At 63.1% G+C, this 23872-nt stretch carries 25 protein-coding genes; 7 read left to right on the forward strand and 18 right to left on the reverse strand.

What is annotated here, in order from left to right:
• Positions 1-3: 3 nt before the first annotated feature.
• The 3 genes from pstA to pstS all read right to left on the reverse strand — a co-directional run bounded on the left by pstA (position 4) and on the right by pstS (position 3096).
• Positions 4-894, reverse strand: a complete 891-nt coding sequence (gene pstA / locus ACZ0BA_RS12770) for a phosphate ABC transporter permease PstA (RefSeq protein WP_463451640.1) — start codon at positions 892-894, stop codon at positions 4-6.
• Positions 891-1898: a phosphate ABC transporter permease subunit PstC gene (gene pstC / locus ACZ0BA_RS12775; RefSeq protein WP_463451641.1), complete on the reverse strand. Its 1008-nt coding sequence runs from the start codon at positions 1896-1898 to the stop codon at positions 891-893. The genes pstA and pstC overlap by 4 nt, the downstream gene beginning before the upstream one ends.
• 151 nt (positions 1899-2049) lie before the next feature.
• Positions 2050-3096 carry a phosphate ABC transporter substrate-binding protein PstS gene (gene pstS / locus ACZ0BA_RS12780; protein ID WP_463451642.1) on the reverse strand — a complete coding sequence of 349 codons (1047 nt, stop codon included), beginning with the start codon at positions 3094-3096 and terminating at the stop codon, positions 2050-2052.
• Positions 3097-3412: 316 nt separating this feature from the next.
• Between pstS and ppk1 the strand changes: the two genes are divergently transcribed.
• The gene (gene ppk1, locus ACZ0BA_RS12785; RefSeq protein WP_463451643.1) at positions 3413-5512 is read left to right on the forward strand and encodes a polyphosphate kinase 1; all 2100 of its coding nucleotides are present in this window, start codon (positions 3413-3415) and stop codon (positions 5510-5512) included.
• A 71-nt stretch (positions 5513-5583) separates the two neighbouring features.
• Entirely contained in the window at positions 5584-6051 is a 468-nt protein-coding gene (gene sixA, locus ACZ0BA_RS12790; RefSeq protein ID WP_463451644.1) for a phosphohistidine phosphatase SixA, read from the forward strand.
• A 269-nt stretch (positions 6052-6320) separates the two neighbouring features.
• Here the strand turns inward: sixA and ACZ0BA_RS12795 are convergent, their stop codons facing one another.
• The 3 genes from ACZ0BA_RS12795 to ACZ0BA_RS12805 form a co-directional block, all read right to left on the reverse strand.
• Positions 6321-7433, reverse strand: coding sequence for a polyamine ABC transporter substrate-binding protein (locus ACZ0BA_RS12795; protein ID WP_463451645.1), 1113 nt, complete (start codon positions 7431-7433; stop codon positions 6321-6323).
• A 93-nt stretch (positions 7434-7526) separates the two neighbouring features.
• Positions 7527-8909 (reverse strand): flagellar filament capping protein FliD, encoded by a 1383-nt coding sequence (fliD, locus tag ACZ0BA_RS12800; RefSeq protein ID WP_463451646.1) that lies wholly within the window; start codon positions 8907-8909, stop codon positions 7527-7529.
• Positions 8910-8983: 74 nt separating this feature from the next.
• Positions 8984-10378, reverse strand: coding sequence for a CoA transferase (locus ACZ0BA_RS12805; RefSeq protein ID WP_463451647.1), 1395 nt, complete (start codon positions 10376-10378; stop codon positions 8984-8986).
• A 90-nt stretch (positions 10379-10468) separates the two neighbouring features.
• On the opposite strand from ACZ0BA_RS12805, the gene ACZ0BA_RS12810 reads away from it, so the two are divergent.
• The gene (locus ACZ0BA_RS12810; protein WP_463451648.1) at positions 10469-11653 is read left to right on the forward strand and encodes a citrate synthase family protein; all 1185 of its coding nucleotides are present in this window, start codon (positions 10469-10471) and stop codon (positions 11651-11653) included.
• On the opposite strand, the gene ACZ0BA_RS12815 is transcribed toward ACZ0BA_RS12810, so the two are convergent.
• The 3 genes from ACZ0BA_RS12815 to alr all read right to left on the reverse strand — a co-directional run bounded on the left by ACZ0BA_RS12815 (position 11650) and on the right by alr (position 14529).
• Positions 11650-11934, reverse strand: coding sequence for a PilZ domain-containing protein (locus ACZ0BA_RS12815; protein ID WP_463451649.1), 285 nt, complete (start codon positions 11932-11934; stop codon positions 11650-11652). The genes ACZ0BA_RS12810 and ACZ0BA_RS12815 overlap by 4 nt on opposite strands.
• A 110-nt stretch (positions 11935-12044) precedes the next feature.
• Positions 12045-13421 carry a DNA repair protein RadA gene (gene radA / locus ACZ0BA_RS12820; protein ID WP_463451650.1) on the reverse strand — a complete coding sequence of 459 codons (1377 nt, stop codon included), beginning with the start codon at positions 13419-13421 and terminating at the stop codon, positions 12045-12047.
• Positions 13422-13425: 4 nt separating this feature from the next.
• Complete coding sequence (alr, locus tag ACZ0BA_RS12825; protein ID WP_463451651.1) at positions 13426-14529, reverse strand: alanine racemase; 1104 nt, start codon at positions 14527-14529, stop codon at positions 13426-13428.
• Between the two features lie 143 nt (positions 14530-14672).
• Here alr and lplT point away from each other — a divergent pair, with 143 nt between their 5' ends.
• The gene (gene lplT / locus ACZ0BA_RS12830; RefSeq protein ID WP_463451652.1) at positions 14673-15935 is read left to right on the forward strand and encodes a lysophospholipid transporter LplT; all 1263 of its coding nucleotides are present in this window, start codon (positions 14673-14675) and stop codon (positions 15933-15935) included.
• Positions 15936-16020: 85 nt separating this feature from the next.
• Here the strand turns inward: lplT and ACZ0BA_RS12835 are convergent, their stop codons facing one another.
• From ACZ0BA_RS12835 to tsaB, 4 genes are read right to left on the reverse strand one after another with little or no spacing between them, the layout of a single operon-like run.
• Entirely contained in the window at positions 16021-17001 is a 981-nt protein-coding gene (locus tag ACZ0BA_RS12835) for a DUF1853 family protein (protein WP_463451653.1), read from the reverse strand.
• Positions 16994-17983: a uracil-DNA glycosylase gene (locus tag ACZ0BA_RS12840; RefSeq protein WP_463451654.1), complete on the reverse strand. Its 990-nt coding sequence runs from the start codon at positions 17981-17983 to the stop codon at positions 16994-16996. The genes ACZ0BA_RS12835 and ACZ0BA_RS12840 overlap by 8 nt, the downstream gene beginning before the upstream one ends.
• A complete protein-coding gene (gene rimI / locus ACZ0BA_RS12845; RefSeq protein WP_463451655.1) occupies positions 17980-18450 on the reverse strand; it encodes a ribosomal protein S18-alanine N-acetyltransferase in 471 nt (156 codons plus the stop codon). Before rimI ends, ACZ0BA_RS12840 begins: the two co-directional genes overlap by 4 nt.
• Entirely contained in the window at positions 18447-19169 is a 723-nt protein-coding gene (tsaB, locus tag ACZ0BA_RS12850) for a tRNA (adenosine(37)-N6)-threonylcarbamoyltransferase complex dimerization subunit type 1 TsaB (RefSeq protein WP_463451656.1), read from the reverse strand. The genes rimI and tsaB overlap by 4 nt, the downstream gene beginning before the upstream one ends.
• Positions 19170-19265: 96 nt before the next feature.
• Here tsaB and ACZ0BA_RS12855 point away from each other — a divergent pair, with 96 nt between their 5' ends.
• From ACZ0BA_RS12855 to ACZ0BA_RS12865, 3 genes are all read left to right on the forward strand, one after another.
• On the forward strand, positions 19266-19694 hold the full coding sequence (locus ACZ0BA_RS12855) for a thioredoxin family protein (RefSeq protein ID WP_463451657.1): 429 nt from the start codon (positions 19266-19268) through the stop codon (positions 19692-19694).
• A 123-nt stretch (positions 19695-19817) separates the two neighbouring features.
• Positions 19818-20294 carry an SRPBCC domain-containing protein gene (locus tag ACZ0BA_RS12860; RefSeq protein WP_463451658.1) on the forward strand — a complete coding sequence of 159 codons (477 nt, stop codon included), beginning with the start codon at positions 19818-19820 and terminating at the stop codon, positions 20292-20294.
• Positions 20295-20303: 9 nt separating this feature from the next.
• Positions 20304-20651, forward strand: coding sequence for an ArsR/SmtB family transcription factor (locus ACZ0BA_RS12865; protein ID WP_463451659.1), 348 nt, complete (start codon positions 20304-20306; stop codon positions 20649-20651).
• A 30-nt stretch (positions 20652-20681) separates the two neighbouring features.
• Here the strand turns inward: ACZ0BA_RS12865 and ACZ0BA_RS12870 are convergent, their stop codons facing one another.
• The 5 genes from ACZ0BA_RS12870 to ACZ0BA_RS12890 all read right to left on the reverse strand — a co-directional run bounded on the left by ACZ0BA_RS12870 (position 20682) and on the right by ACZ0BA_RS12890 (position 23869).
• Positions 20682-21083, reverse strand: a complete 402-nt coding sequence (locus ACZ0BA_RS12870; protein ID WP_463451660.1) for a VOC family protein — start codon at positions 21081-21083, stop codon at positions 20682-20684.
• A 78-nt stretch (positions 21084-21161) separates the two neighbouring features.
• Positions 21162-21518, reverse strand: a complete 357-nt coding sequence (locus ACZ0BA_RS12875) for a DUF6404 family protein (protein ID WP_463451661.1) — start codon at positions 21516-21518, stop codon at positions 21162-21164.
• Positions 21519-21609: 91 nt separating this feature from the next.
• Positions 21610-22347, reverse strand: coding sequence for a ribonuclease activity regulator RraA (locus ACZ0BA_RS12880; protein ID WP_463451662.1), 738 nt, complete (start codon positions 22345-22347; stop codon positions 21610-21612).
• Positions 22344-23114, reverse strand: a complete 771-nt coding sequence (locus ACZ0BA_RS12885; protein WP_463451664.1) for a polysaccharide lyase family 7 protein — start codon at positions 23112-23114, stop codon at positions 22344-22346. Before ACZ0BA_RS12885 ends, ACZ0BA_RS12880 begins: the two co-directional genes overlap by 4 nt.
• Positions 23111-23869, reverse strand: coding sequence for a GDSL-type esterase/lipase family protein (locus tag ACZ0BA_RS12890; protein WP_463451665.1), 759 nt, complete (start codon positions 23867-23869; stop codon positions 23111-23113). Before ACZ0BA_RS12890 ends, ACZ0BA_RS12885 begins: the two co-directional genes overlap by 4 nt.
• Between the last annotated feature and the right edge of the window lie 3 nt (positions 23870-23872).

Genomic DNA, 23872 nt, shown 5'->3' on the forward strand with positions numbered 1-23872 from the left:
GCGTTAGTTCGGGATTTTCTGGCTGAACAGGGTGCGCGAGACGATATTCAGCGCCAGCACGCTAAAGGTCACCAGCAGCGCGCCGCCCCAGGCCAGGTCGCGCCAGTTGTCGTAAGGGCTCATCGCGAAGCCGTAGATCACCACCGGCAGGTTGGCCATCGGGCCATTCATGTCCTTGCTGAAGAACTGGTTGTTCAGGGCGGTGAACAGCAGCGGCGCGGTTTCGCCGGAGATGCGGGCCACTGCCAGCAGCACGCCGGTGATGACGCCGGCCTTGACGGCGCGCAGGCGCACCAGCATGGCCACCTTCCAGCGCGGCGCGCCGAGGGCGAAGGCTGCTTCGAGCAGGCTGTTCGGTACCAGGCGCAGCATGTTGTCGGTGGTGCGCACCACGACCGGGATGGCGATCAGCGCCAGCGCGATCGATCCGGCGTAACCGGAGTAATGCTTGGTGGTGGCCACGTACATGGCCCAGACGAACATGCCGATCACGATCGATGGCGCCGACAGCATGATGTCGGTGACGAAACGGGTGATCGAGGCGATCTTGTTCTCTTCGCCGTACTCGGCAAGGTAAATGCCGGCCAGGATGCCGATCGGCGTGCTCAGCAACGTCGACAGGCCGACGATCATGAAGCTGCCGAAGATGGCGTTGGCCAGACCGCCGCCTTCGCTGCCCGGCGCCGGCGTGGTTTGCGTGAACATGTTGACGCTCAGTGCGCCAAAGCCCTTGATGATCAGGGTGATCAGGATCCAGGCCAGCACGGCCAGGCCGATCGTCATGGCGAACACCGACAGCGCGATGCCGATGCGGTGCCTCAGCAGGCGCTTGCGGTAGACCTTGTTGACCGGGGCCGGCACATTGGTGGCGGTGTGGATAGCGGCTTGGCTCATTTGATGCCTTCCTTGCGGGACATGCCGGCCAACATCAGCTTGGCGGCGGACAGAACGATAAACGTGATAACGAACAGGATCAGTGCCAGCGCGAACAGCGACGACGTGTGCAGCACGGTGTCCGACTCGGCAAATTCGTTGGCCAGCGTGGACGCGATCGAGTTACCGGCGGCAAACAGCGAGAACGACAGCTTGTTGGCGTTACCGATGACAAAGGTGACGGCCATCGTCTCGCCGAGCGCGCGGCCCAGGCCGAGCATGACGCCGCCGACCACGCCGGTCTTGGTGTAAGGCAGTACGATCTTGCGCACCACTTCCCAGCGCGTGCAGCCCAGGCCGTACGCCGATTCCTTCAGCACGGCCGGCACGATCTCGAACACGTCGCGCATCACCGACGAGATGAACGGGATGATCATCACGGCCAGGATCAGCGCGGCGGTCAGGATGCCGATGCCCATGGTCGGGCCGCTGAAGAACGGGCCGATGATCGGCAGCGGTCCCAGCACGGCTTTCAGGAAAGGCTGCACGTGGTCGCCGAACAGCGGCGCGAACACGAACAGGCCCCACATGCCGTAGATGATCGACGGCACGCCGGCCAGCAGCTCGACGGCGGTGCCAAGCGGACGGCGCAGCGAGGCCGGGCAGATTTCGGTGAGGAACAAGGCGATGCCGAAGCTGACCGGGAAGGCGATCAGCAGCGCGATGCCGGACGTGGCCAGGGTGCCGACGATGGCGATCAGCGCGCCATATTTATCGTTGACCGGGTCCCACTCGACGGTGGTGATGAAGGCCGGGCCAAACTCCTTGAAGGCCGGCCAGGCGCCGACCATGAGGGAGATGATAATGCCAAGCAGCACCGCCAGCACCGACAGCGCGAACACCATCGTGATTTTGTGGAAGAAGAAATCCTGGATGCGCTGGTTGCGCATGGTGCGGTGCATCGCTTGCGTGGCAGCTTGCTCGGCAGCGGTCGCCTGGTTCGACTGGGCTGTGCTGGTGTGCATCGACTGCTCCGGTTTTGGACGTGGCGTGGAAGTGATATCAGCGCTCATATTGTTATCTCGTTGATGTAGGCTAGCCTGCTGCGTCCGGTTGGGCGCAGCAGGCTAACCCCCTCGCCGCCGTGAAACTGCCGGGCGGCGAAGGGAGTCAGGATTAGTAGATGGCCTTGCCCGAAGCGTCTTTCAGGTTGGCTTTCCAGGAGTCCTGCACCAGTTTGATGACCGACGCCGGCAGTGGAACGTAGTCCAGTTCGACGGCAGCGTTGCCGCCCGATTTGAAGGCCCAGTCGAAGAACTTGACCACTTCCTTGCCCTTGGCCGCGTCGGCCTGCACCTTGTGCATCAGGATGAACGACACGCCGGTGATCGGCCAAGAGTTTTTACCAGCCTGGTCGGTCAGCACGACGCCGAAGCCCGGGGTCTTGGTCCACTCGGCATTGGCGGCGGCGGCCTTGAAGAACTCGTCGTCAGGCTGCATGAAGTTGCCGTCCTTGTTCTTCAGCTGGGTGTGCGACATCTTGTTCTTTTTGGCGTACGCCCACTCGACGTAGCCGATCGAACCCTTGATACGCTGAACGTTGGCGGCGACGCCTTCGTTGCCCTTGCCGCCGACGCCGACGACCCACTTCACGGCGGTGCCCGAACCGACTTTGGTCTTGAACTCAGGATTGGTTTTCGACAGGAAATCGGTGAACAGGAACGAGGTGCCCGAACCGTCGGCGCGGTGCACCACGGTGATGTCTTCCGCTGGCAGTTTGACGCCCGGATTGATGGCGGCGATTTCAGGCGCGTTCCATTTGGTGATCTTGCCCAGGTAGATGTCGCCGACGACCTGGCCGGTCATTTTCAGCTGGCCAGGGGTGATGCCGTCGAGGTTGACGATGGTGACCACGCCGCCCATGATGGCCGGGAACTGCATCAGGCCTTCGGCGTCCAGGTCTTCCGCTTTCAGCGGCATGTCCGACGCGCCGAAGTCGACGGTCTTGGCCTTGATCTGCTTGATGCCAGCGCCCGAACCGACGGACTGATAGTTCAGGCCATTGCCGGTGGAGGCTTTGTACTGCTCGGCCCACTTGGCGTAAATCGGGTACGGGAAGGTGGCGCCGGCGCCGGTCATATCGGCGGCGGTGGCGGCCGACGAGAATGCCATCACGGCAGACACGCCCACTACCAGGGAAGAGATCAGTTGTTTGATTCGCATTTCAAGTCCTTTGTTATGACAGGTTAGGATGCTGCGCAGTCTACCGGGGCAATATGACAGGTTTATGACATGCCAAAAAAATCTCGGAAATAACCATGTGTCCATGTTTTGGGCCGCATTCTCCCTATGAGAAGCGCTAAGATGTCATCAAATGACGAGCCAATGTGACGCCCTCCTGTCACAATTGTGACAAGCCCCGGCGCCATTTATGACAGCACTTGTCACAGAGTTGTCATATTTTGTATTTACACTGTTGCAATCATTATTCTGTCGATACAGGCTAGAATTACACCATCTGCAAAGTGATTAAATAGACATGAAGCCTGACTTGCATGCTGAAGTAAATAAGAACTCTGCTTTTCTGGACCGGGAACTGTCGCAACTGATGTTCAACCGGCGGGTGCTGGCGCAAGCCGAAGACAAGAGCATCCCCTTGTTGGAACGCCTGCGTTATCTGTGTATTGCCAGCAGCAACCTGGACGAGTTTTTCGAGGTGCGCGTGGCCAGCCTGCTGGCAGCCGGCAGCCTGGACGGCTCGCTGGCCAACCACCCCGCCCTGATCGCCACGCTGTCGCGTATCTGCGAAGAATGTCACGTGTTGGTCGAGCATCAATATGAGATCCTGAACCAGGATGTGTTGCCGGAATTGGCCGCCAACGGCGTCCATCTGGTGCGCCACAACGAGCGCAACGAAGCGCAGCGCGCATGGGTCAAGGAATATTTCGACACGGAAGTACGGCCGCTGCTGACGCCGATCGGCCTCGATCCGGCCCACCCCTTCCCCCAGGTCGTCAATAAAAGTCTCAATTTCATCGTTTCGCTCAACGGCAAGGACGCTTTCGGCCGCGGCACCGCGATCGCCATCGTCAAGGCGCCGCGCGTGCTGCCGCGCGTTATTCGCCTGCCGGACGAGCTGTCCGACAGCGGCGGCGTGTCGTTCTGCCTGCTGTCGTCGATCATTCACGCGCACATCTCCGACCTGTTCGCAGGGCGCGAAGTGATCGCCTATTCGCAATTCCGCGTCACCCGCGACAGCGACTTGTGGGTCGACGAGGACGAGGTCAAGAACCTGCGCCAGGCGCTCAAGGGCGAGTTGCAGGGCCGCCAGTTCGGCACCTCGGTGCGGCTGGAAGTGGCCAAGAACTGCCCGCCGGAACTGTCGCAATTCCTGCTCGACCAGTTCGGCCTGCACCAGAGCCGCCTGTACGCCGTCAACGGCCCGGTCAACTTGGTGCGCCTGACCGAGATCATGGACCACGTCGACAATCCGGCGCTGCGCTTCCCGCCGTTCTTCCCCGGCATCGCGCAAAAGCCGGGCAGCGCCGATATTTTCGCCGCGCTGCGCAAGGGCGATATCCTGCTGCACCACCCGTTCCAGTCGTTCCAGACCGTCATCGATTTCATCCGCAGCGCCGCGCTGGACCCGTCCGTGGTGGCGATCAAGCAAACCATTTACCGGACCGGCATGAATTCGGACCTGATGGAATCGCTGATCACGGCCGCGCGCCTGGGCAAGGAGGTGACCGTCATCGTCGAGCTGAAGGCGCGCTTCGACGAGGAGGCCAACATCAACTGGGCCGACAAGCTGGAACAGGCCGGCGCGCAGGTGGTGTACGGCGTGGTCGGCCTGAAAACCCACGCCAAGGTGGCGCTGGTGATCCGCCGCGAAGAAGGCAAGCTGCGCTTCTACGCCCACCTCGGCACCGGCAACTACCATCCGACCACGACCAAGTTCTATACCGACTTCGGCCTGCTCACTTGCCACTCGGGCATCGCGCAGGAGGTCAACGAGGTGTTCATCCACCTGACCAGCCTGACCAAGCCGCACCGCCTGACGCATTTGTGGCTGGCCCCGTTCGCGCTGCAGAACGAAATCATCAAGTGCATCCGCAACGAGGCGCGTATCGCGCGCGCCGGTCGGCCCGGACGTATTATTGTGAAGATGAACGCGCTAGTGGACGAATCGGTGATACGCGCGCTGTACGCGGCGTCCAAGGACGGCGTCAAGATCGATCTGATCGTGCGCGGCGCCTGCACGCTGAAGCCTGGCGTGCCCGGATTGTCGGAAAACATCCGGGTGCGCTCGATCATCGGCCGCTTTTTGGAACACAGCCGCATATATTATTTCCGCAACGATCTGGCGCACGACGTGATGCTCTCCAGCGCCGACTGGATGAGCCGCAACCTGTTCCGCCGCATCGAGGTGGCGTTCCCGATCCTGGATAAAACCCTCAAGCGGCGCGTGCTGGCCGAGGGCTTGAATCCGTATCTGAAGGACAACGTCAACGCGTGGGAACTGGAAGCCGACGGACACTATCAGCGCCGCAAGACGCGCGCCAAGCAGGTCGGCTTCAGCGCGCAGCAGCATCTGATGGACACGCTGGGCACGCCGGGCGCCACGCTCGGCGACGGATAACAAGAACAACGCATGGCGGGCCGGAAGGTCCGCCGCTGGGATCTTTTTCTAATGATAGTCAGGAGAAAAGCATGGATCTCATTTTATGGCGGCATGCGGAGGCCGAAGATGCGGCGCCCGGCATGTCCGATCTGGAACGGGCGTTGACGACCAAGGGGGTCAAGCAGGCGCGCCGCATGGGGCAATGGCTCGATTCGCAGTTGCCCGACAGCTGCCGCATCCTGGCCAGCCCCGCCGTGCGCACCTTGCAGACGGTCGAGGCGCTGGGACGCAAATACAAAATCCATAGCGATCTGGCGCCGGGCGCCGATCCGGCCGATATCCTGAAGGCGGCCAACTGGCCCGGCGGCAAGGATTCAGTGCTGGTGGTCGGCCATCAGCCGACGCTGGGCCAGGTCGCCTCGCTGCTGCTGACGGGCGACGACCTGGAATGGGATATCCGCAAGGCCAGCGCGTGGTGGTTCGCGCAGCGCGATCCGGGCAACGCCATGAGCGTCTACCTGAAGGCGGTGATGGCGGCCGATCTGGTGGTGAAATAGCGACGGCGAAGTCATTGTCGAGCTTGCAAAGCGGCAATGACCTGCTAAAGTTAAATGGTCACTACCAGAGGGAGGATACGATGTTTGCCTTGCTCACGATGGGGATCTTCGGAGGAATGATCGCCCTTGTTGTCTACGAACTGGTGCAGGAAACCGTAGGCAGCAGCCAGAAACTGACCGACCGCTATCACGAATAGCATTCCGCTTCATCAGAAGCCCGCTCGGCGCCAATCTTGGCGCCGATGTTCGTTTACAAGGGCTCGCTACACTTATCGGCCGGTTTTGAACTTGGTATAGGTGCGCGTGATCACGCGGCGAATATCGGCCGGCACCGCTTCCGGCGCGGCCATGCGCCGCTTGTCCGCATCGGACAGGAAAATCGTCTTGTTGCCGGCGATATCCTTGCGCACGAACTTCAAGCTGGCCGAGTTCGGGTTGGCGTAAAACACCTTGTTGGTCAGGCTGGCATGCACTTCCGGACGCATGATGTAGTTGATCCACAAGTGCGCGTTGTTCGGATGCGGCGCGTCGGCCGGAATCGCCATCGTGTCGAACATCAACGCCGCCGGGGTCTTGGGTATCAGCGCCTCGATCACATTGCCGTTCTTGGCGTCGACCGCGCGCTGGCGGGCGATATTGATGTCGCCCGACCAGCCCAGCGACACGCAAACGGCGCCGTTGGCCAGATCATTGATATAGCCGGACGAGCTGAACAACGTCACGCTGGGACGGATCGCCGTCAACAGCTTGCCGGCTTCGGCGTAGTCGCCGGCGTTCTTCGAGTACGCCGGTTTGCCCAGATACATCAATGCGGCAGGCAACACCTCCGACGGTGAATCCAGGAACGATACGCCGCACGATTTCAGCTTGGACACGTATTCAGGCTTGAACAGCAGGTCCCAGGCGTTTTCCGGCATCGGCAGGTTGCCCAGCGCGGCCTTGACCTTGTTGACGTTGATGCCGACCGTGGTATAGCCCCACAGCCAGTCGACCAGGTATTCGTTGGCCGGATCGATGCTGGCCAGCTTGGCCTGGATCGCCGGATCGAGGTTCTTCAGGTTCGGCAGCTTCGACTTGTCCAGCTTGCGCAGCAGCTTGCCTTCGATTTGCAGACGCGCCCACGGCGCGGTCGGCACCACGATGTCGTAACCTGATTTACCGGCCACCAGCTTGGAATTGAGAATCTCGTTGTTGTCGAAAACATCATAACGGACTTTGATGCCGGTTTCTTTTTCGAAGTTTTTAACCGTGTCTTCCGCGATGTAATCGGACCAGTTATAGATGTTGAGGACTTTTTCCTCGGGCGCCTGGGCGGCGACCTGCCCCACGGCGGCCATCAAACCTGCGGCGACCAGCGCCGCGCCAACGAACTTCCCTGCCATAGCACCTCCGAAAAGTGGATTCATACACAACCCGTGATGATCGGGCATCCACCGTTTCCACGCAAGGAGTTCGTTAGAAATACACCCCGATCGTCAGCCCAGCATGTCGAACAGCGTGCCGGTGCCGCCGCCTGAGCCGTTGACCGCGCTGCCGGCGCCGGTCTGGGCCTGCGCCGAGTAAAGCGCCACCAGCGCGTTGGCCTGCGCCGTCAGCGCCTTGGTCAGCACCGCGCGCTTGCCGCTGATATTGGCGATTTCGGTATTCATTTGCTTGGCTTCCTTGCTGATCACGCTGGTCGAGGACGTGAACGCCGACGCCTTGGACGACATCAGGTCGGCGATACCCTTGCCGTCGTTGGTGAACAGCTTGGCCACGGCCGACGAATCGGCCGTCAACGCCGCCTGCAGCTTCTTGTCGTCGACCACCATATTGCCCTTGGCATCCTGGCTGACGCCGGCCGCGCTCAACGCCGAGACCGACACGCCGCCGCCGCCCGTCTTCAGCAGCATGCTCATCTGGCTGACGACCTGGCCAATGGCGGTGTCGCCCTTCAACGCGCCCTGCTGCAGCGTCTGCAACTTCTTGTTCAGGTCGTTGTAGGCGGCCACGAAGGACTTCAGGTTGGCGCCGATCTGGCTCGAATCCTGTTTGATCGTCACGTCGGACTTGCCGGTGCCGGTCAGCGTCAAGGTCGCGCCGGCGATGCCGTTGTCTTTGGCCAAGGAGTTGGTCGGGCTGGTGACTTCCTTGTCGTCGACGGTCAGGATGGCGTTTTGCGCCGCCGTGGTCTGCTTCAGCTTTTGCGCGCCGTCGGGATCGAATGCCAGCAGGCCCTTGAGCGCGGCGTCGCCGCTGACGCTGATGCGCATGCTGTTGGCCGCGCCGCTCTCGCCGGCGATACCCAGCGAAAACTTGCCGTCGTCGCCCTTGACCACCTTGACGTCCACGCCGGCCGCCTTGAACGCGGCGGCCATGCCTTCGAGCGTGTTGTTGGTGCTGTCGATAGTGATGGTTTTGCTGCTGGCCGTGCCGTTGGTGACAAAGCCCTTGGCGCCGCCTGCGGTGCCGAAGTCGATTTTAACGGTGGTGGCGGCGCCGCTGCCGATCTTTGTGGTGGCCGAGGTGAATTCCTCGCTGGTCAGGAACTGGCCCTGCGCCAGCTGCTTGACGTCGATCGCGTAGGTGCCGGCCTTGGCCGCGCCAGTCGAGGTGGCCGTCAGGACAGTTTTGGCCGAACTGGCCGCGCTGGTGCTCAAGCCGCTGCCGGTCAGGCTGGCGGCAAGCGTGCGGAAGTCGGCCAGCGCGCTTTGCAGCTGGCCGAGGCCGGACAACTTGGTCTGGTCGCGCGCCAGCGTGGCGTTAAGCTTGGTCGCGGCGCCATTCTGCGACGTCATGGTCTGCTCGACGCGCTTGTAGATGTCGCTCGAAACCGCCGTGCTGGCGGTGCTGGTTGCGGAGTTGATGGAGGTCGCCATGGTGTATTCCTGCCTGGATGATTACATAGTATGCAATATGGACAGGATAACCGATACGCCGAACAGAACGGGAATTACCTCGCTATCCATGCCGGCGCGGCGGATCCGAGCGAGGATGCCGGCCGGTCCCACGCCATCGCCGCGCCGCCGACGACCAGCGGCGGCAACAAACGCCTTGCCGCGCCCCACTCCGTATGTTCGACGCTTGGCGACAGATCGGCCTGGCCAGCGGCCGCCAAGGGCTGCGCGCCAGCCTCGGGCGCGGCATCGGTCAGCAGCCTGGCGGTACGCGCCAAGGACAGCCGCGCCCCCATCGTCCGGTTTTCCGCCAGACGACCCAGCAAACCGCGCAGCACCGCCGCCGCCATCAGATAACCGGTGGCATGGTCCAGCGCCTGGACCGGTAGCGGCACCGGCTTGCCGGCGCCCTGCATGCGCATGCCATGGTCAGCGATGCCGGAACTCATTTGCACCAGACTATCGAAACCGCGCCGCCCGGCCAGCGGGCCGGTCCAGCCGTAAGCGTCCAGGCAAACGTCGACCAGTCCCGGATTGAGCGCGCGGCGGAATTCCTCCCCGTAGCCCAATCGCTCCAGCGCGGCCGGGCGATAGCCGTGCACCAGCACATCCGCCGTCGCCAGCAAGTCCTCGAACCTCGCGCGGTCCACCGGCTGGCGCAGGTCGAGCCGAGCGCAGCGTTTGCCCGGCGTCACCTCGGGAATGACGCCCGGCTCGTTCCAGTCGGGTGGATCGATGCGCAGTACGTCCGCGCCATAACCGGCCAGAAAACGCGTGGCAACCGGACCGGCGAGCACACGCGTCAAGTCCAGCACTTTCAATCCCGCCAGCGGCCGCTCCGGCGTGGCCGCGCCGACCCAACCGCGCGCGGCTGCGGCGCCAGCGAGCGGCCGCGTCCCGAACGCAATCAACGGTTCGGCGGCGACCGCGACGCCCTGCGGATGCGCAGCCCATTCCGCAGCCGAGCGCATCATCGCCGCGCAGCCGCCATTGGCGACCACCGCCGCTTCCAGCTCGTCGCCGCGCCATCCGGCAGCCACTCGTGCCACGGCGTCGCGATCGACCGCGCAACCGAGCACCGCCAGCGCCGCGTCGCGGTGATGGATGGCGTTGGTATGCAGGCGTATCCAGCCGTCGGCGGTGGCATAGTCGCCGGCCACCGCGTCCCACAGCGGCGGGCGCTCCCAGCCGATCGGATGGAGCGACCAGCCGAACCATAGCGAAGCGAGGCGGCGATCGACCTGCACCGGCGCCGCATTGCCGCCCTGCGCCAGCATCAAATGCCGCAGCGCCAGGCCCGCCGCGCCGACCGACGCGGCCGCCAGATCGGTGACCGCATAATATGACGGCAACGCGCCGCTTCCTTCAAAGCACACGGCGTCCGGCGCGTCGTCCGGCAGCGCCAGCGCCGAGGCCGCTGCTTGTAGCATGTGGCGAGAGATAGCAGACATGTTGGCTCCAGAACTTGATATGCTGGCAAGCTTGAACCCGCAAACGTCACGCGTCAATCTTGACTTGAACCGTCAACATAGGAAGCGCTTATGGTCTGGATGACCGCCAACGAAGCCCTGAACATCCTCAACGTCCGTCCGCAAACGCTGTACGCGAACGTCAGCCGGGGCAAAATCCGCGCGAAGGCCGACGACGCCGACCCGCGCCGCAGCCTGTACCACCGCGACGACGTGCTGCGCATGGCCAAGCGCGCCAACGGCCGGCGCAAGATCGACGCGGTATCGGCGCAAGCCATGCAATGGGGCGACCCGGTACTGCCATCGTCGATATCGACGGCAACCGAAGGCAAGTTGCTATATCGCGGACACGACGCAACAAAATTGGCGGACAGCGCGACGCTGGAAGACATCGCCGCACTGCTCTGGCAATGCGCGCCATCGACAATACAAGCCGCCCGTACGACGACGGCGGCCACAGTCCACGCGCTTGGCAACGGAGCGGCGCAACCGGGCGCCCTCGCTACCGGACTGCTCACGCTGGCAAGCCTTGCCGCCAATGCGCCATCCTCGCTGGCACGGCCAACGCAAGACCTGCACGCCGACGCCGCCATCATCCTGTTCACGCTCACCGAAGCCTTCGCAGGGCCACTGCCAGACGGTGCCGCCAGCCTGAGCATCAGCGCCCGCCTGGCCCACGCCTGGCATTGCGCGTCGCAACAAGACACGGTCCGCCGCGCGCTGGTGCTGATGGCCGACCACGAGCTCAACGCCTCCACCTTCGCCACCCGCGTCGCGGTCTCGACCGGCGCCTCGCTGGCGGCAGGCGTGCTGGCGGGCTTTGCCACGCTCAGCGGCCCGCTGCATGGCGGCGCGCCGGCCGAGTTTGCCCGGCTGCTGGCCTGCGCCAAAAAGGCCGGCGCGCGCGACGCGATCGCGCAATGGTTGGCGAGCGGACGGCCGCTGCCCGGCTTCGGCCACCAGCTTTATCCGGAAGGCGACCCGCGCGCCCGCGCCATGTTGAAAGCGCTACCGACACTGCAACCGTACGCCGATCTGGCGGCCGAGGCCGAGGCGCAGGCGGGCGAATTGCCAACCGTCGACTTCGCGCTACCGGCGCTGGCGGCGGCGTGCGGGCTGCCGGACGAGGCGCCGTTCGTGTTGTTTGCGTTGGGAAGGTGCGTCGGCTGGCTCGCCCATGCGTTGGAGCAGGTGCAAGCCAACCGGCCGATCAGGCCGCGCGCCCGGTACGTCGGGCCGGCCGAGGGATCGGTTTAGCGGATGAACTTGTTGACGACGCTGGTGGTGGCGGCGTCCGGATTGACGAACTGATAACCGATCTTGAAATGATCGCCGCTGAAGATGCAATACGTGACCTTGGCGCGGCTGCTGACCAGTTGGCCTTTGCCATCCAGGAAAAGCTCGAACGTCACCAGCCCCGTGTGCCCGACCGCCAGCTTGTGGTCGAACGTGAGCGATAAACCGGTGGCGCACAGGTCGATGGTGCGTCCCTGCTGAGGCGGCATACCATCCATCACCACGACTGCTTTGGCGCGCACGATCTTGCGCGCCACTGACCGTTGATCGACTAACAATTTATTCCATCCTTCAGTGACATAATATTAAGTGTTAAGCATCATTGCTGATTACAACACATAACAATACATCCTTATTGGATTTCGCGCAGCTTATTGAAGGCATCATCGATGCGGTCGACCGCAATAATCGTCATGCCCTCGATCGGTTGCTTGGGCGCGTTGGAGGTCGGGATCATCGCCACCGAGAAACCGAGCTTGGCCGCCTCGCGCAGACGCTCCTGGCCGCGTGGCGCCGGCCGGATCTCGCCGGCCAGGCCAACCTCGCCGAACACGACAAATCCGCGCGGCAGCGGCTTGTTGCGCATCGACGAATTGATCGCCAGCAGCACCGCCAGGTCGGCCGCCGGCTCGGTGATCTTGACGCCGCCAACCGCGTTGATGAACACATCCTGGTCGAAGGCGGCAATGCCGGCGTGGCGGTGCAAGACCGCCAACAGCATCGCCAGCCGGTTCTGTTCCAGGCCGACCGACAAGCGTCGCGCGTTGGGCAGGTGGCTGGCGTCGACCAGCGCCTGGATCTCCACCAGCAGCGGCCGTGTGCCCTCCTGCGTCACCATCACGCAGGAACCGGGCACCTGATTGTCATGCTGGGACAGGAACAGCGCCGACGGGTTCGACACACCCTTGAGTCCCTTTTCCGTCATGGCGAACACGCCCAGCTCGTTGACCGCGCCAAAGCGGTTCTTGATCGCGCGCACCAGGCGGAAGCTCGAATGGTTGTCGCCCTCGAAATACAGCACGGTGTCGACGATGTGCTCGAGCACGCGTGGACCGGCCAGCGCCCCCTCCTTCGTCACGTGGCCCACCAGAATGATGGTGATGCCGGTCTGCTTGGCGACCCGGGTTAGTTGGGCCGCGCATTCGCGCACCTGCGCCACCGAGCCCGGCGCCGAACTCAGCGCGTCGGAATACACGGTCTGGATCGAGTCGATCACCGCCACGTCCGGCTTCAGGTCGGCCAGGGTACCGAGGATTTTTTCCAGCTGAATTTCCGCCTGCAGTTTCAGATCGCGGGCGTCGACCTGCAAACGCTTGGCGCGCAGCGCGATCTGGGCGCCGGATTCCTCGCCGCTAACGTATAAAACCTTCTTCAAATGCGACAGATTGGCCAGCGCCTGCAACAGCAGGGTCGACTTGCCGATGCCGGGGTCGCCGCCGATCAGCACCACGCCGCCGGCCACCAGGCCGCCGCCGAGCACGCGGTCGAACTCCTCGATGCCGGTGCCGAAGCGCGGCACATCGATGGCGTCGATATCGGCCAGCGACAGCACCGGCGCGGTCTGCGCCAGCGCCATGTGCTGGGGCTGCGAATAGCGGTTATTGCCGCCGGTTTCAACCAGCGTCTCCACCATCGTATTCCACTGCTGGCACGAAGAACATTTCCCGGTCCACTTGTTGGAGATGGCGCCGCATTCGGTGCAGGTGTAATTGGTTTTTGCCTTGGCCATGCGCTCAGTCCTCGACCACGGCCACGCGCTGGCCCAGCGCGCACATCAACTCGTAGCCGATGGTGCCGGCCGCATTGGCAACCTCGTCAATCGGTAACCCTTTGCCCCACAAGATCACTTTGCTGCCGATTTTGACGTCGGGCAGCTCGGTCAGGTCCACCGTCAGCAAGTCCATCGACACGCGCCCGACCAGGCGGGTGCGCACACCATCGACCAGCACCGGCGTATCGACCGGCGCGTGGCGCGGATAGCCATCCGCGTAGCCGCAAGCGACCACGCCGACCCGCATCGGCCCCTCCGCCTGGAAGCGGCTGCCGTAGCCGACCACGTCGCCGGCGGCGATCTGCTGCACGCCGATGATCTCGCTCGCCAGGGTCATGGCCGGCAGCAAGCCGAATTCCTCGGCCGACTTGCCGCCCGGCGTGCCGCCGTACAGCATGATGCCGGGCCGTACCCAATCGTTGCGCAGGATGTCGACCAGCTCGTCCTGGCGCAGCACGCCGGCCGAGTTCGACAGGCTGCGCATGCCCGGCAAGCCGGCGGCTGCCGCCTCGAAGCGGCGGATCTGTTCATCGATCGGCAACAGCAGGTTTTTGGCGTCGTCTGCGTTGGCGAAGTGTGTCATCAGCGTGATGCTGCCGACACAGGTAATCGCCACCAGGCGCGCATGCGCGGCGGCGAACGCGGCGGGCATGAAGCCGAGCCGGTTCATGCCACTATTCATTTTCAGATGCAGATTGAGTTTGATGCCGCGCGCCGTCAGCGCCTCCTGCGCGGCTTCCAGCCATTCCAGCTGCTCGTTGCAATGGACGGCCGCCTCGAGGTTGTAGCCGGCCATGGTGTTCAAATCATCAGGACCGAAGAAACCCTCTAGTAATAGTATCGGCTTTTTCCAGCCCATCTCGCGCAGTCGCACCGCGTTGTCGACCTCGACCAGCGCCAAGCCGTCGGCGTCGGCAAACCCGCGCATCGCCCGCTCCAGTCCGTGACCATAGCCGTTGGCCTTGAGTACGCCCCACACCCTGGCGCCGGGCGAACTCGCCTTGGCGCGCGCCAAATTGTGCTGCAGTGATGCAATGTGGATGGTCGCGACGATCGGCCTTGGCATAGTGCTATCTTTATGAGAAACAGTGGAGCAGTATTTTACCGCGCGCCCGCCGTTAACGCGTGAAGCCGCACCGCTCAGTTCTTGGGGATTCCGATCAAAGCGTGGTATAAAGCAAGCCAATACAAGCTTTCAGGCATCCCAGAATGAATCGTGGTTTCTATACCATTATGGCAGCGCAATTCTTTTCGTCGCTGGCGGATAATGCGTTGCTCTTTGTTGCGATTGACCTGCTGATCAATATGAACTCGCCGGGGTGGATCACGCCCCTGCTGAAGCTTTCATTTACGCTCTTTTACGTGCTGTTGGCCGCATTTGTTGGCGCCTTCGCTGATTCCATGCCAAAAGGGAAAGTCATGTTCATCTCCAACCTGATCAAGGTTGGCGGCTGCATGCTGATTTTCGCTAATGTTCACCCGCTGCTCGCGTACGCCATCGTCGGATTCGGCGCCGCTGTCTATTCGCCGGCTAAATACGGCATTTTGACCGAACTGCTGCCGGCTGAAAAACTCGTCGCAGCCAATGGCTGGGTGGAAGGCTTGACCGTGATGTCTATCATCTTCGGCACCGTCATGGGCGGCGCGCTGGTCGGCAGCCGGGTCTCGTCGTATCTGCTCGGCTTCGACATGCCGATGATCGACACCGGTATCACCACGCCGACCCAATCGGCGCTGTGCGTGGTGGTCGGCATTTACGTGATTGCGGCGATTTTCAACACCCGCATCCCCGACACCGGTTGTCGCTACGGCCACCAGGAGCGCAATCCGATCAAACTGGTCACCGACTTCGCCAACTGTTACAGCCTGCTGTGGAAAGACAAGCTGGGCCAGATCTCGCTGGCGGTCACCACTTTGTTCTGGGGTGCGGCGCAGACGCTGCAATTCATTGTGCTGGAATGGGCCAACCGCACGCTCAAGCTGACCTACGAGCAATCGACCAGCCTGGTCGGCGTGGTCGCCATCGGTGTGGCGGCCGGCGCAGTCATTTCAGCGCGCTCGATCACCTTGCGCAGATCGCTCACCGTGATCCCGGTGGGCATCGCGATGGGCGTCATCGTCATGGGCATGACTTTGGTCAAGTCTGTAACGCTGGCCTATCCGCTGCTGGTGCTGGTCGGTTTGCTGGGCGGCTTCTTCCTGGTGCCGATGAATGCGCTGCTGCAGCACCGCGGCCACGTGCTGATGAGCGCCGGCCACTCGATCGCCGTGCAGAACTTCAACGAGAATTTGTCGATCCTGGTGATGCTGGCGGCGTACTCGCTGATGCTGCGCGGCCACCTGAACCTCAACATCATCATCCTCATCTTCGGTCTGTTCCTGGCCGGCACCATGTTCTTCATCATGCGCAAGCACCAGGCCAACCAGCGCGAATTCGATTCGATCGCGCTGATCGGCCAAGCCAAGCACTGATCGCTATTGATGGCCCTGCTGCAGCGTAGGGCGGATTAGCGCAGCGTAATCCGCCATCGGCGAGCCGCCGATGGCAGCACACGGATTACGCCGGCAAAATCCCATCCTGCCGGCGTTGCGCCGCCTGCGCCTGCCAATCGTCGGGCACCACGAATCCACGCCGCTGCTCCACCAGCCAACCGCCCTCTTCCCGCATCACCGCCACCATCACCGGCGCGCTGACCTTGGCCATTTGCTCGTCCAGCGCCGCCAGCAAGCCTGCCAGATCCAACGAACCATCGGCCGCCTTCAACGGCGCCAGCCACAGCAAACGATGCATGATGATAAAGCGCTCGCCCTGCAGGCTTTGCGCCTGCGTCATCGACATCCAGAAACCATTGCAGTGGGGTTGGGAGATACCGGCCATGCCGCGCCCGGCCTCGTCGCCGGGATAGAACAGCCAGCCTTTGACCAGCGCCAGCGCCCGCGCCACCGGTTGCGGCAGCAGCGGCTGCGCGGCCGGATGCCGCGCCAGCGACAACTGTTTATCAAAGATCTTGCGCATTTTCGCGCCAAGGGTATCGGCAAGGTTGGGACCAATCAAACCGTTGAAACCGTCCCCTGCGCTTTGGGCGTCCAGCAAGTAGAACTTGGTGGCAAATTCAATGTGGACCAGGTCATCGCCTTCGCGCAGCAGGAAATCGAACTCACCGACGGTATCGTTACGATTGGCGCGCACCTGCAAGCCATGCGCGACCAGCTTGCCATGCTCGGCAAAGTAGAAGGCCATCAGCTTTTCAGCGTACAAGCCCAGACGGGAGTAATGCCGGGCGCCTAGCGCGGCTTCCAGTGGAATCGGGTCGTCGTCCAGCGCCGCCAGCCAATCGGCGGTGTACGGCGTCATCGCGCCCATGGTGGCGATGCGGCCCTGCCAATGCGGCGACGCGGGATCGAGCAAGTCGGGCGCGTCCAGCAGCCAGGCCAGCGCACGCACGTGCGGACGGGTAAGGTGACCCCAACGCCGCTCGAAACGCGCCTGATAGCTATCGGGCGCGGTGTCGGGCGACGTCGGCGGCTGCCTAGTCACGGGCCGCCTTTGCCAGGCACAGGTCGCCCCAGGCCTTGGCTTTGTCTTCCGGACGGCGCAGCAAGTCGTCGGGATGGTAGGTCGCCACGACCGGCAGCTCGGCGTCGCCGTAGCGCATCACCTTGCCGCGCGCGGCCGGGCCCATCATCAGGCCCTTGGCGGCGTGCTGGCCGAACGTCATCGCCATCGACGCGCCGGTCAGTTGCAGCTCCCGGTGCAGATAGGGACGACAGGCAGTCAGCTCGTCGATGGTTGGTGGGCGATCGGCGCCGTCCTCGGCGGCCGGGCGGCATTTGACCAGATTGGTCACATACACGTCCGCATCCGGCTTGAGCGCGATGGCCTTGAGCATGTTGTCCAGCAACTGGCCGGCCTCGCCCGCGACGGGCTGGTTGTCTTTTTCGTCCAGGCGCGACGGACCGGCGGCAAGTGCGATCCATGACGCATCGGTGGCGCCACGGCCATTGACGGCGTTGCGGCGCGTGTTGCACAGCTGGCAGCGGGTGCAAGTGGCGACGGCGGTGCGCAATTGCGTCCAGTCCATCGCGGCGATCGCCTCGTCGCTGACCGGCGCGGCGCGGGCCGGCGCCGGCGCCTGGTCGAACCAGGCGGTGGAGTCGTCGGCCGCCGAATCGATGTGCGGGGCGGACGGGGCCACAACCGGGGAGACGCGCCGAGCGCTGGCAGGCGGCGCTTCCGGCATCGGTGCGCGGACGGCTACCGGGGCTGGCTGCTCGTGGACAGGCTGTTCGTTGACTGGCTGCGCGCGCACTGGCGGTTCGACCGCCGGACTTTCCATCACCGCCCGCATCACCGCCTGCGTGAACGCGGATTGCTCAGCCTCGGCATCCGCTGACGGCTCGTAGGCATCCACGGCAGCATCGGCCGGCGCCAGAGCCGTTGGACGGTTGCGCAGGGACCAATGGGCGCCAATACCCATTTCCTCAAGGAATATCGCGCTACGGCTTACTGTCTGACTCATATTCCGAACCGCATAACGATGGCGTCCTCGCGTTGCTGGCCGGCCGCCGGATAATATCCCTTGCGCCGGCCGATCTGTTTAAATCCATAGCGCTCGTAAATCTTCAACGCCCGCTCGTTCGACGGCCGTACTTCCAGCAGCACCGACGTCATGCCCAGACCCCGCGCGCAGGCCACGGCCTGGTTCAGCAGCAGGCATCCCAGCCCCTGACCTTGATGGCCGGCAGACACCGCCACGTTGAGCAGATGCGCCTCGTCGACGATTGCCATCAGCAAAAAGTAACCGAGCAAAACGCCGGTCTGGTCGCGCAACACCCACGCCTCGTAGTTGCTGCTCAGCGAATCGGCGAAATTACCCATGCTCCAGGGATGTGGATACACGCTCTCCTCCAGCGCCAGCACCTCGGCCAGGTCGGCCCGCTGCATCGGCTCGTAGTTCAAGCGCGCCAGATCCCACAACTGCTTCATGCCACGCCTTCCGCCGCCTTGGCGACGGCCGCAGTGGCCATATCACGCCGCTCGGCCTGGGTGTAGGCGATCTTATTGCGCAGATACAGCGGCTGCGCCTCGGCCGCCGTGACCGTCTTGCCGGCGGCGAAAGCGATGCTCGCCAATTGCGCGATCTGCTCCGCGTGCGGCATCACCTCGGCATGACCGCCGGCCGGGAACGCCTCGGCGTACGCCGACAAGCCGTTGCCGCAAGCGACAGGCTCGCCTTGAGCTCGCACGCCATCCGGCGCAGACAAGCTCGGCGGCAGCACGGCGGCCGGCTCGGCGGTGACGCCCGCATCAGCCGCGAAACGATATTGTGCCCAATAGACCTCGCCCATGCGCGCGTCCAGCACGGCCAGCACGTCGGCGGCGCCATGGCGCTGGCGGCAAGCGAGCGCCATCGCGTCGAGCGTGACGACCGGCACCACCGGCAGGCTGGCGCCGAAAGCGAGTCCCTGGGCGATGCCGCAGGCGGTGCGCACGCCGGTGAACGAGCCGGGGCCGGAGCCGAAGGCGATCGCGTCGCAATCCTTCAGCGCGATGCCGGCTTCTGCCAGCAATTCCTGGATCATCGGCAAGATCGATTGGGAATGGGTACGCACGCCGGACGACACGCGGCTGATGACGGTTTCGCCCCGCAGCAGCGCGCAGGAGGCCAGTTCGGACGAGGTTTCAATGGCAAGAATAATAGGCATCCCGTATTTTAACCCGGCCCGGTGGCAGGCGCGACCCCGTGCGGGCATGTAGAATGTCTCCTTTGGGCACTGAGAACGCTGTTAATCGACGATCCTATGCATAGTTTGACCCTGAATTCCGCCAATCGCCAACAAATCGCCGCCGCCTTGGGAGGCGACCGCTGGATCGTCGCATGCCTGTGCGCCGCGTGGTGCGGCACCTGCGAATCCTACCGCGCCACGTTCGAGGAGCTGGCCGCGCGCCATCCGGACAAATTCTTCGTCTGGATCGACATCGAGGATCACGCGGATGTGGTGGGCGACCTGGACGTCGAGAACTTCCCTACCCTGTTGATCCAGCATCACGAGCTGGTCACCTTCTTCGGCACCATGCTGCCGGACGGCGGGCTGGCGCACCGGCTGGTGCAGTCGCAGACTCAGCAAACCGATGAGGAGCTGAGAGCGCTGGCACTCAACAGCGAGGAACGTGCGCGCTGGCAACATGATTGCAATTTACGGACGTTGATGCGGAATGCGTTGGCGTGATGCCTCGGCAGCGACGAGGAAATCCACCGCCGGCAAGATGCCGAACGCCACATTAGTGAAGTGTTGACTTCACCATTCAATACTCCTAAACTTAAGCTTCAACTTCACTATTGGAGGAAGATTATGGCTCAGTCAGCGCAGTTTGATACTTTCACGCTGGAGCGCACCTTCGCGGCCCCACTGGCGCGCGTGTTCCAGGCGTTCAGCGATCCGCGCGAGAAGCAGCGCTGGTTTGCCGAGGGCGACCAGCATGAAATCGAACAGTACGACATGCAATTCCAGGTTGGCGGACGAGAGCTGGCGCGCTACCGCTTCAAGCCCGGTACGCCCTTCGCGGGGGTAGCGCTGGAATCGGACGGATACTTCCTTGACATCGTGCCGCAACATCGCATCGTCGCCGCCGCCACGATGGCAATGGGCGAACGGCGGTTTTCCGCGTCGTTGCACACGTTCGAGTTCTTCAGCAACGGAGCCGGCTCCACACGCCTGATCTTCACCCATCAGGCCATGTATGCTGACGGTGCCGACGGCCCGGAGCTGCGACGGGCCGGCTGGCAACAGCTGCTGGACCAATTGCATGCTGCCCTGGCGGTCAAATAAGGAGACCGCATGAGCCAGGCACTAGCAACGCAGACGGACGCGGCGGACCAGGTTTTCGCCGCGCTGGGAGACGCCACCCGCCGCGCGATCGTCAAACTGGTCGCCCAGGGGCCGCAATCGGTCAGTTCCCTGGCTGCGGCGCTCAACGTGACGCTGACCGCTATCTCCCAGCATCTGCGCGTCCTGCAAACCTGCGGAATACTGCAGACGCGCAAAGTCGGCCGCGTTCGAATGTGCGAGCTCGACGGCCACGGATTAGACGTCCTCGCACACTGGGTGGACGTCAACCGCCGAATGTGGGAACAGCGTTTCGATGCACTGGATGCGATATTACGAGAAGACTCGGAAGGGAAATAAAACGGCACTCCCGCTCCGTCGCGGACGTTGTCATGTTCCGCAATTGATCTTCCAAGGCACCCCAAACCTGTCGACAACAATCGCATACCGGGGAGACCAGAACGTCCGCTGAGGTTCCAGAATTGTCTGCCCATCGGTTTGCAGCGCGCTGAAGTAGGCATCGACCTTTTCGGTTGAGTCCACTCCGAGCAACACATAGAATCCTGTCGGTTTCTGATATTGGCTCTTTTCCAAATCTGCACCGGCCAACTCCACACCATCGATGCAGATATTTGCATGAACGATGTGGTGACCAAGGCGGGTTACCGACGCCGGGATAGGGGAATCTGCAACTCTTAGCATCGTGCCTATCGTGCCGCCCAGATACTTCGCATAAAAATTGAATGCCTCTTCGCACTCACCGTTGAAGTCGATGTGAAATGACAAACTCATAGGACAATGTGCTTCCGGGATAGTTGAGCAGTAATGGAATCGAAATTCTTCGGCGTTGTCCCACGTCGTCAGTGGATTTCATTGTCCGTCGAGCGAGGACCACTCCGGCAAGCGGTGCTTGCGTCGACCGTAGGCGTAGTAGAGCGACATGAACAGGCCGAAGCAGAGCCCCGCCGCCGCGGCGCCGCCCAGCGCGGCGCCCAGGGGAAAGCCTTGTCGCGACCACACCGTCAGCCACATGACGGCACCCCACGCGCCGCCAAACCAAAGTGAGGCGAACAGCGTCGTCTTCCAGAACGGGACAAAGTGAGGCGGCGGGATGTTGAACCCGAGCTTCCACAAGCCGCGCAAGATCGGCGGCTGGTAGTTGCTGGGCCACATACCAGTGGCTTTCAACAGTTCTAACGCTTTCGCGCGGCGGGATTCAAAGCTCATAATAAAGGCAATATTGTTCGGATGAAAAACTATACCGCACCAACACGCCACCAATATACGTACTTTGTAACGATCGCCGATCTCAAACCACTCACCCCACAGGGCTCTGGTCCTCCAGCCACGCCTCGAACAGCGCGCGGTTCTCCGGCTGGGTGAGCGGATACAAGCCGGTGATGCTGGCGCCGCCGCGCACCCGCTCCAGCACGAAGTCCTCGTAACGCTCCATCGGCACCGCGTCGCGGGCGATTTCCTCCGCCAGGTGCGACGGAATGCACACCACGCCGTCGTCGTCGCCGACCATGATGTCGCCCGGGTAGACCGCCACGCCGCCGCAGCCGATCGGCGCGTTCAGGTCGAGCGCGTGATGGCGGATCAAATTAGTCGGCGCCGACGGACCGGCGCACCACGCCGGTATCTCCAACCCGGCAATGCCGCTGGCGTCGCGCAGGCCGCCGTCGGCGACGATGCCCGCAACACCGCGCACCTGCATGCGTGTCGCCAGGATGCTGCCGGCCGCCGCCACCGTGACGTCGCCCCGGCAGTCCATCACCAGCACCGAGCCGGCCGGGATCTCCTCCACCGCCACCCGCTGCGGATGGCGCGGATCGAGAAACGCATCGAGTCCGTCGAGGTCTTCCCGCGCCGGGATGTAGCGCAAGGTGAACGCGGGAGCGGCCATCCGCTGCCCCGTCTTCAACGGTCGCGCGCCCTGAATGAACACATTACGGAACCCGCGCTTGTACAGCAAGGTGGTGATGGTGGAGGTGGCAATCGTCTTCAAGGTCGCCAGCGTCTGCGCCGACACTTGGGTTGGAATCGTGGCGCTCATGGCTGGCCTCCGGTGCGTTCGAAGATGGTGTGGCTAAACCGCACCTGGCTGCTGTCGATGTGGTTCTGGCGGTAGTATTCGTCCCATTTTTCCGGGCTGGTGGTGTGTTCGCCGGTGACCGGATCGCGCGCCTGCAGGTAGTCGCCGAACTTGAAATAGATCTTGCGCGTGTCGGACTTGATGCGCGTGAGCGGCGTCTTGAGCGTGCCGCTAGTGGCCGTGCGCGCGGTCACCAGCGCCTCGCCCGCGTTGAACACGATATCGAGATCGAAGCTCTCTCCAGAGCGCACCGTGCCAAGTGCGGTCGTCGCTTCCTTGCCGTCGACGCCGAGAATGCGCACCAGGATGTCGAACACGCCGTTGCCGGTCTTGCCGTCCAGCCCCTGGCGATCCGGAGTGTCCTGCACGTAGACTTTAAGTATCGTGTCGAGTCCCTCAACGTGGTACTGCGCGACGATGGTCTTGGCGACGTTCGGCAAGGTGGCCGTGATGCGCGCGGCGAAGTGTTCGCGCGTATCGGAAACGCTCAGCCGCTCGGCATCGACCACCTTCAATTCGTTGCGATAGCCGTGCCCATTGGGCGAGGCATATTTCGACTTGAACGCGCTGAAATTGAGCGCGCCCGCGTACGGCGACGGATATGGCGTATTACCTTCGAGCGCGAACATGCGCTTGAGCGTAGCTTCGGGCGTGAACCCTTGCGCGCCGGCCGGTGACAGCACAGCTGCAAGCAAGGCCGCTGCGGCGTATCGGATGGCGGCGCTCATTTCAACATCCCTTCCAACGTTGGCTGCATGGCGTCGGCCCACAATTGGTAACCGGCCGGACCGGGGTGCAACTGGTCGGGCATGATGGCCGGCGGAATGCGGCCGTCCCGGTCCAGGAACACTGAGTTAATGTTAAGGAAGCGGATCGTCTTGCCATCATCCAGCCCGGCCAGATCGCGGTTGACCGCATCGATGGTCTGCATCCGCTTGGCCGCCTCGGCGACGCTCTTTTCAGTCACCGGCGAGCCATCGCGCTCGCGCGGGCCGCGCGGGAAGATACCCAGCACCAGTATCTTGGTCTCGGGGAGCTTCGCGCGTATCATGCCGACGATTTTGCGGTCGGCGGCGGCGATTTCGTCGGCCGTGTAATCGAGGCTGTTGTTCGTGCCCAGCATCAGCACCGTGACCTTGGGCGACAAGCCATCGAGCTCACCGTGTTCAATGCGCCAGATGACATGCTGCGTGCGGTCGCCGCCGATGCCGAAGTTGGCCGGCTGGTGGGCGCCGTAGTACTTGTCCCATACTTCCGGCGCAATGCGCCAACGCTCCGTGATGGAATCGCCCAGGAACAGCAGACCAACGGGCCCACTCTTGCCGCGCGCGAGAATGGCTTCGTGCTTTTTAAGGAACGCGCCGTCGTCCTGTTTCTCAACGGCTTCCGACGCGCTGACTTTGGCGCCGGCGGCGTGCGCGCCCACCTGACCGACCGCCAACAGCGCGGCCAGCAGCAATCTGACGTAAATCGAATTTTTCATGAA

The organism is Duganella sp. AC917 (assembly GCF_979258245.1).

Coding starts and splice junctions, on each gene's coding strand:
- pstA (WP_463451640.1), bottom strand. CDS start 894: ATGAGCCAAGCCGCTATCCACACCGCCACCAATGTGCCGGCCCCGGTC.
- pstC (WP_463451641.1), bottom strand. CDS start 1,898: ATGCACACCAGCACAGCCCAGTCGAACCAGGCGACCGCTGCCGAGCAA.
- pstS (WP_463451642.1), bottom strand. CDS start 3,096: ATGCGAATCAAACAACTGATCTCTTCCCTGGTAGTGGGCGTGTCTGCC.
- ppk1 (WP_463451643.1), top strand. CDS start 3,413: ATGAAGCCTGACTTGCATGCTGAAGTAAATAAGAACTCTGCTTTTCTG.
- sixA (WP_463451644.1), top strand. CDS start 5,584: ATGGATCTCATTTTATGGCGGCATGCGGAGGCCGAAGATGCGGCGCCC.
- ACZ0BA_RS12795 (WP_463451645.1), bottom strand. CDS start 7,433: ATGGCAGGGAAGTTCGTTGGCGCGGCGCTGGTCGCCGCAGGTTTGATG.
- fliD (WP_463451646.1), bottom strand. CDS start 8,909: ATGGCGACCTCCATCAACTCCGCAACCAGCACCGCCAGCACGGCGGTT.
- ACZ0BA_RS12805 (WP_463451647.1), bottom strand. CDS start 10,378: ATGTCTGCTATCTCTCGCCACATGCTACAAGCAGCGGCCTCGGCGCTG.
- ACZ0BA_RS12810 (WP_463451648.1), top strand. CDS start 10,469: ATGGTCTGGATGACCGCCAACGAAGCCCTGAACATCCTCAACGTCCGT.
- radA (WP_463451650.1), bottom strand. CDS start 13,421: ATGGCCAAGGCAAAAACCAATTACACCTGCACCGAATGCGGCGCCATC.
- alr (WP_463451651.1), bottom strand. CDS start 14,529: ATGCCAAGGCCGATCGTCGCGACCATCCACATTGCATCACTGCAGCAC.
- lplT (WP_463451652.1), top strand. CDS start 14,673: ATGAATCGTGGTTTCTATACCATTATGGCAGCGCAATTCTTTTCGTCG.
- ACZ0BA_RS12840 (WP_463451654.1), bottom strand. CDS start 17,983: ATGAGTCAGACAGTAAGCCGTAGCGCGATATTCCTTGAGGAAATGGGT.
- rimI (WP_463451655.1), bottom strand. CDS start 18,450: ATGAAGCAGTTGTGGGATCTGGCGCGCTTGAACTACGAGCCGATGCAG.
- tsaB (WP_463451656.1), bottom strand. CDS start 19,169: ATGCCTATTATTCTTGCCATTGAAACCTCGTCCGAACTGGCCTCCTGC.
- ACZ0BA_RS12855 (WP_463451657.1), top strand. CDS start 19,266: ATGCATAGTTTGACCCTGAATTCCGCCAATCGCCAACAAATCGCCGCC.
- ACZ0BA_RS12860 (WP_463451658.1), top strand. CDS start 19,818: ATGGCTCAGTCAGCGCAGTTTGATACTTTCACGCTGGAGCGCACCTTC.
- ACZ0BA_RS12865 (WP_463451659.1), top strand. CDS start 20,304: ATGAGCCAGGCACTAGCAACGCAGACGGACGCGGCGGACCAGGTTTTC.
- ACZ0BA_RS12870 (WP_463451660.1), bottom strand. CDS start 21,083: ATGAGTTTGTCATTTCACATCGACTTCAACGGTGAGTGCGAAGAGGCA.
- ACZ0BA_RS12875 (WP_463451661.1), bottom strand. CDS start 21,518: ATGAGCTTTGAATCCCGCCGCGCGAAAGCGTTAGAACTGTTGAAAGCC.
- ACZ0BA_RS12880 (WP_463451662.1), bottom strand. CDS start 22,347: ATGAGCGCCACGATTCCAACCCAAGTGTCGGCGCAGACGCTGGCGACC.
- ACZ0BA_RS12885 (WP_463451664.1), bottom strand. CDS start 23,114: ATGAGCGCCGCCATCCGATACGCCGCAGCGGCCTTGCTTGCAGCTGTG.
- ACZ0BA_RS12890 (WP_463451665.1), bottom strand. CDS start 23,869: ATGAAAAATTCGATTTACGTCAGATTGCTGCTGGCCGCGCTGTTGGCG.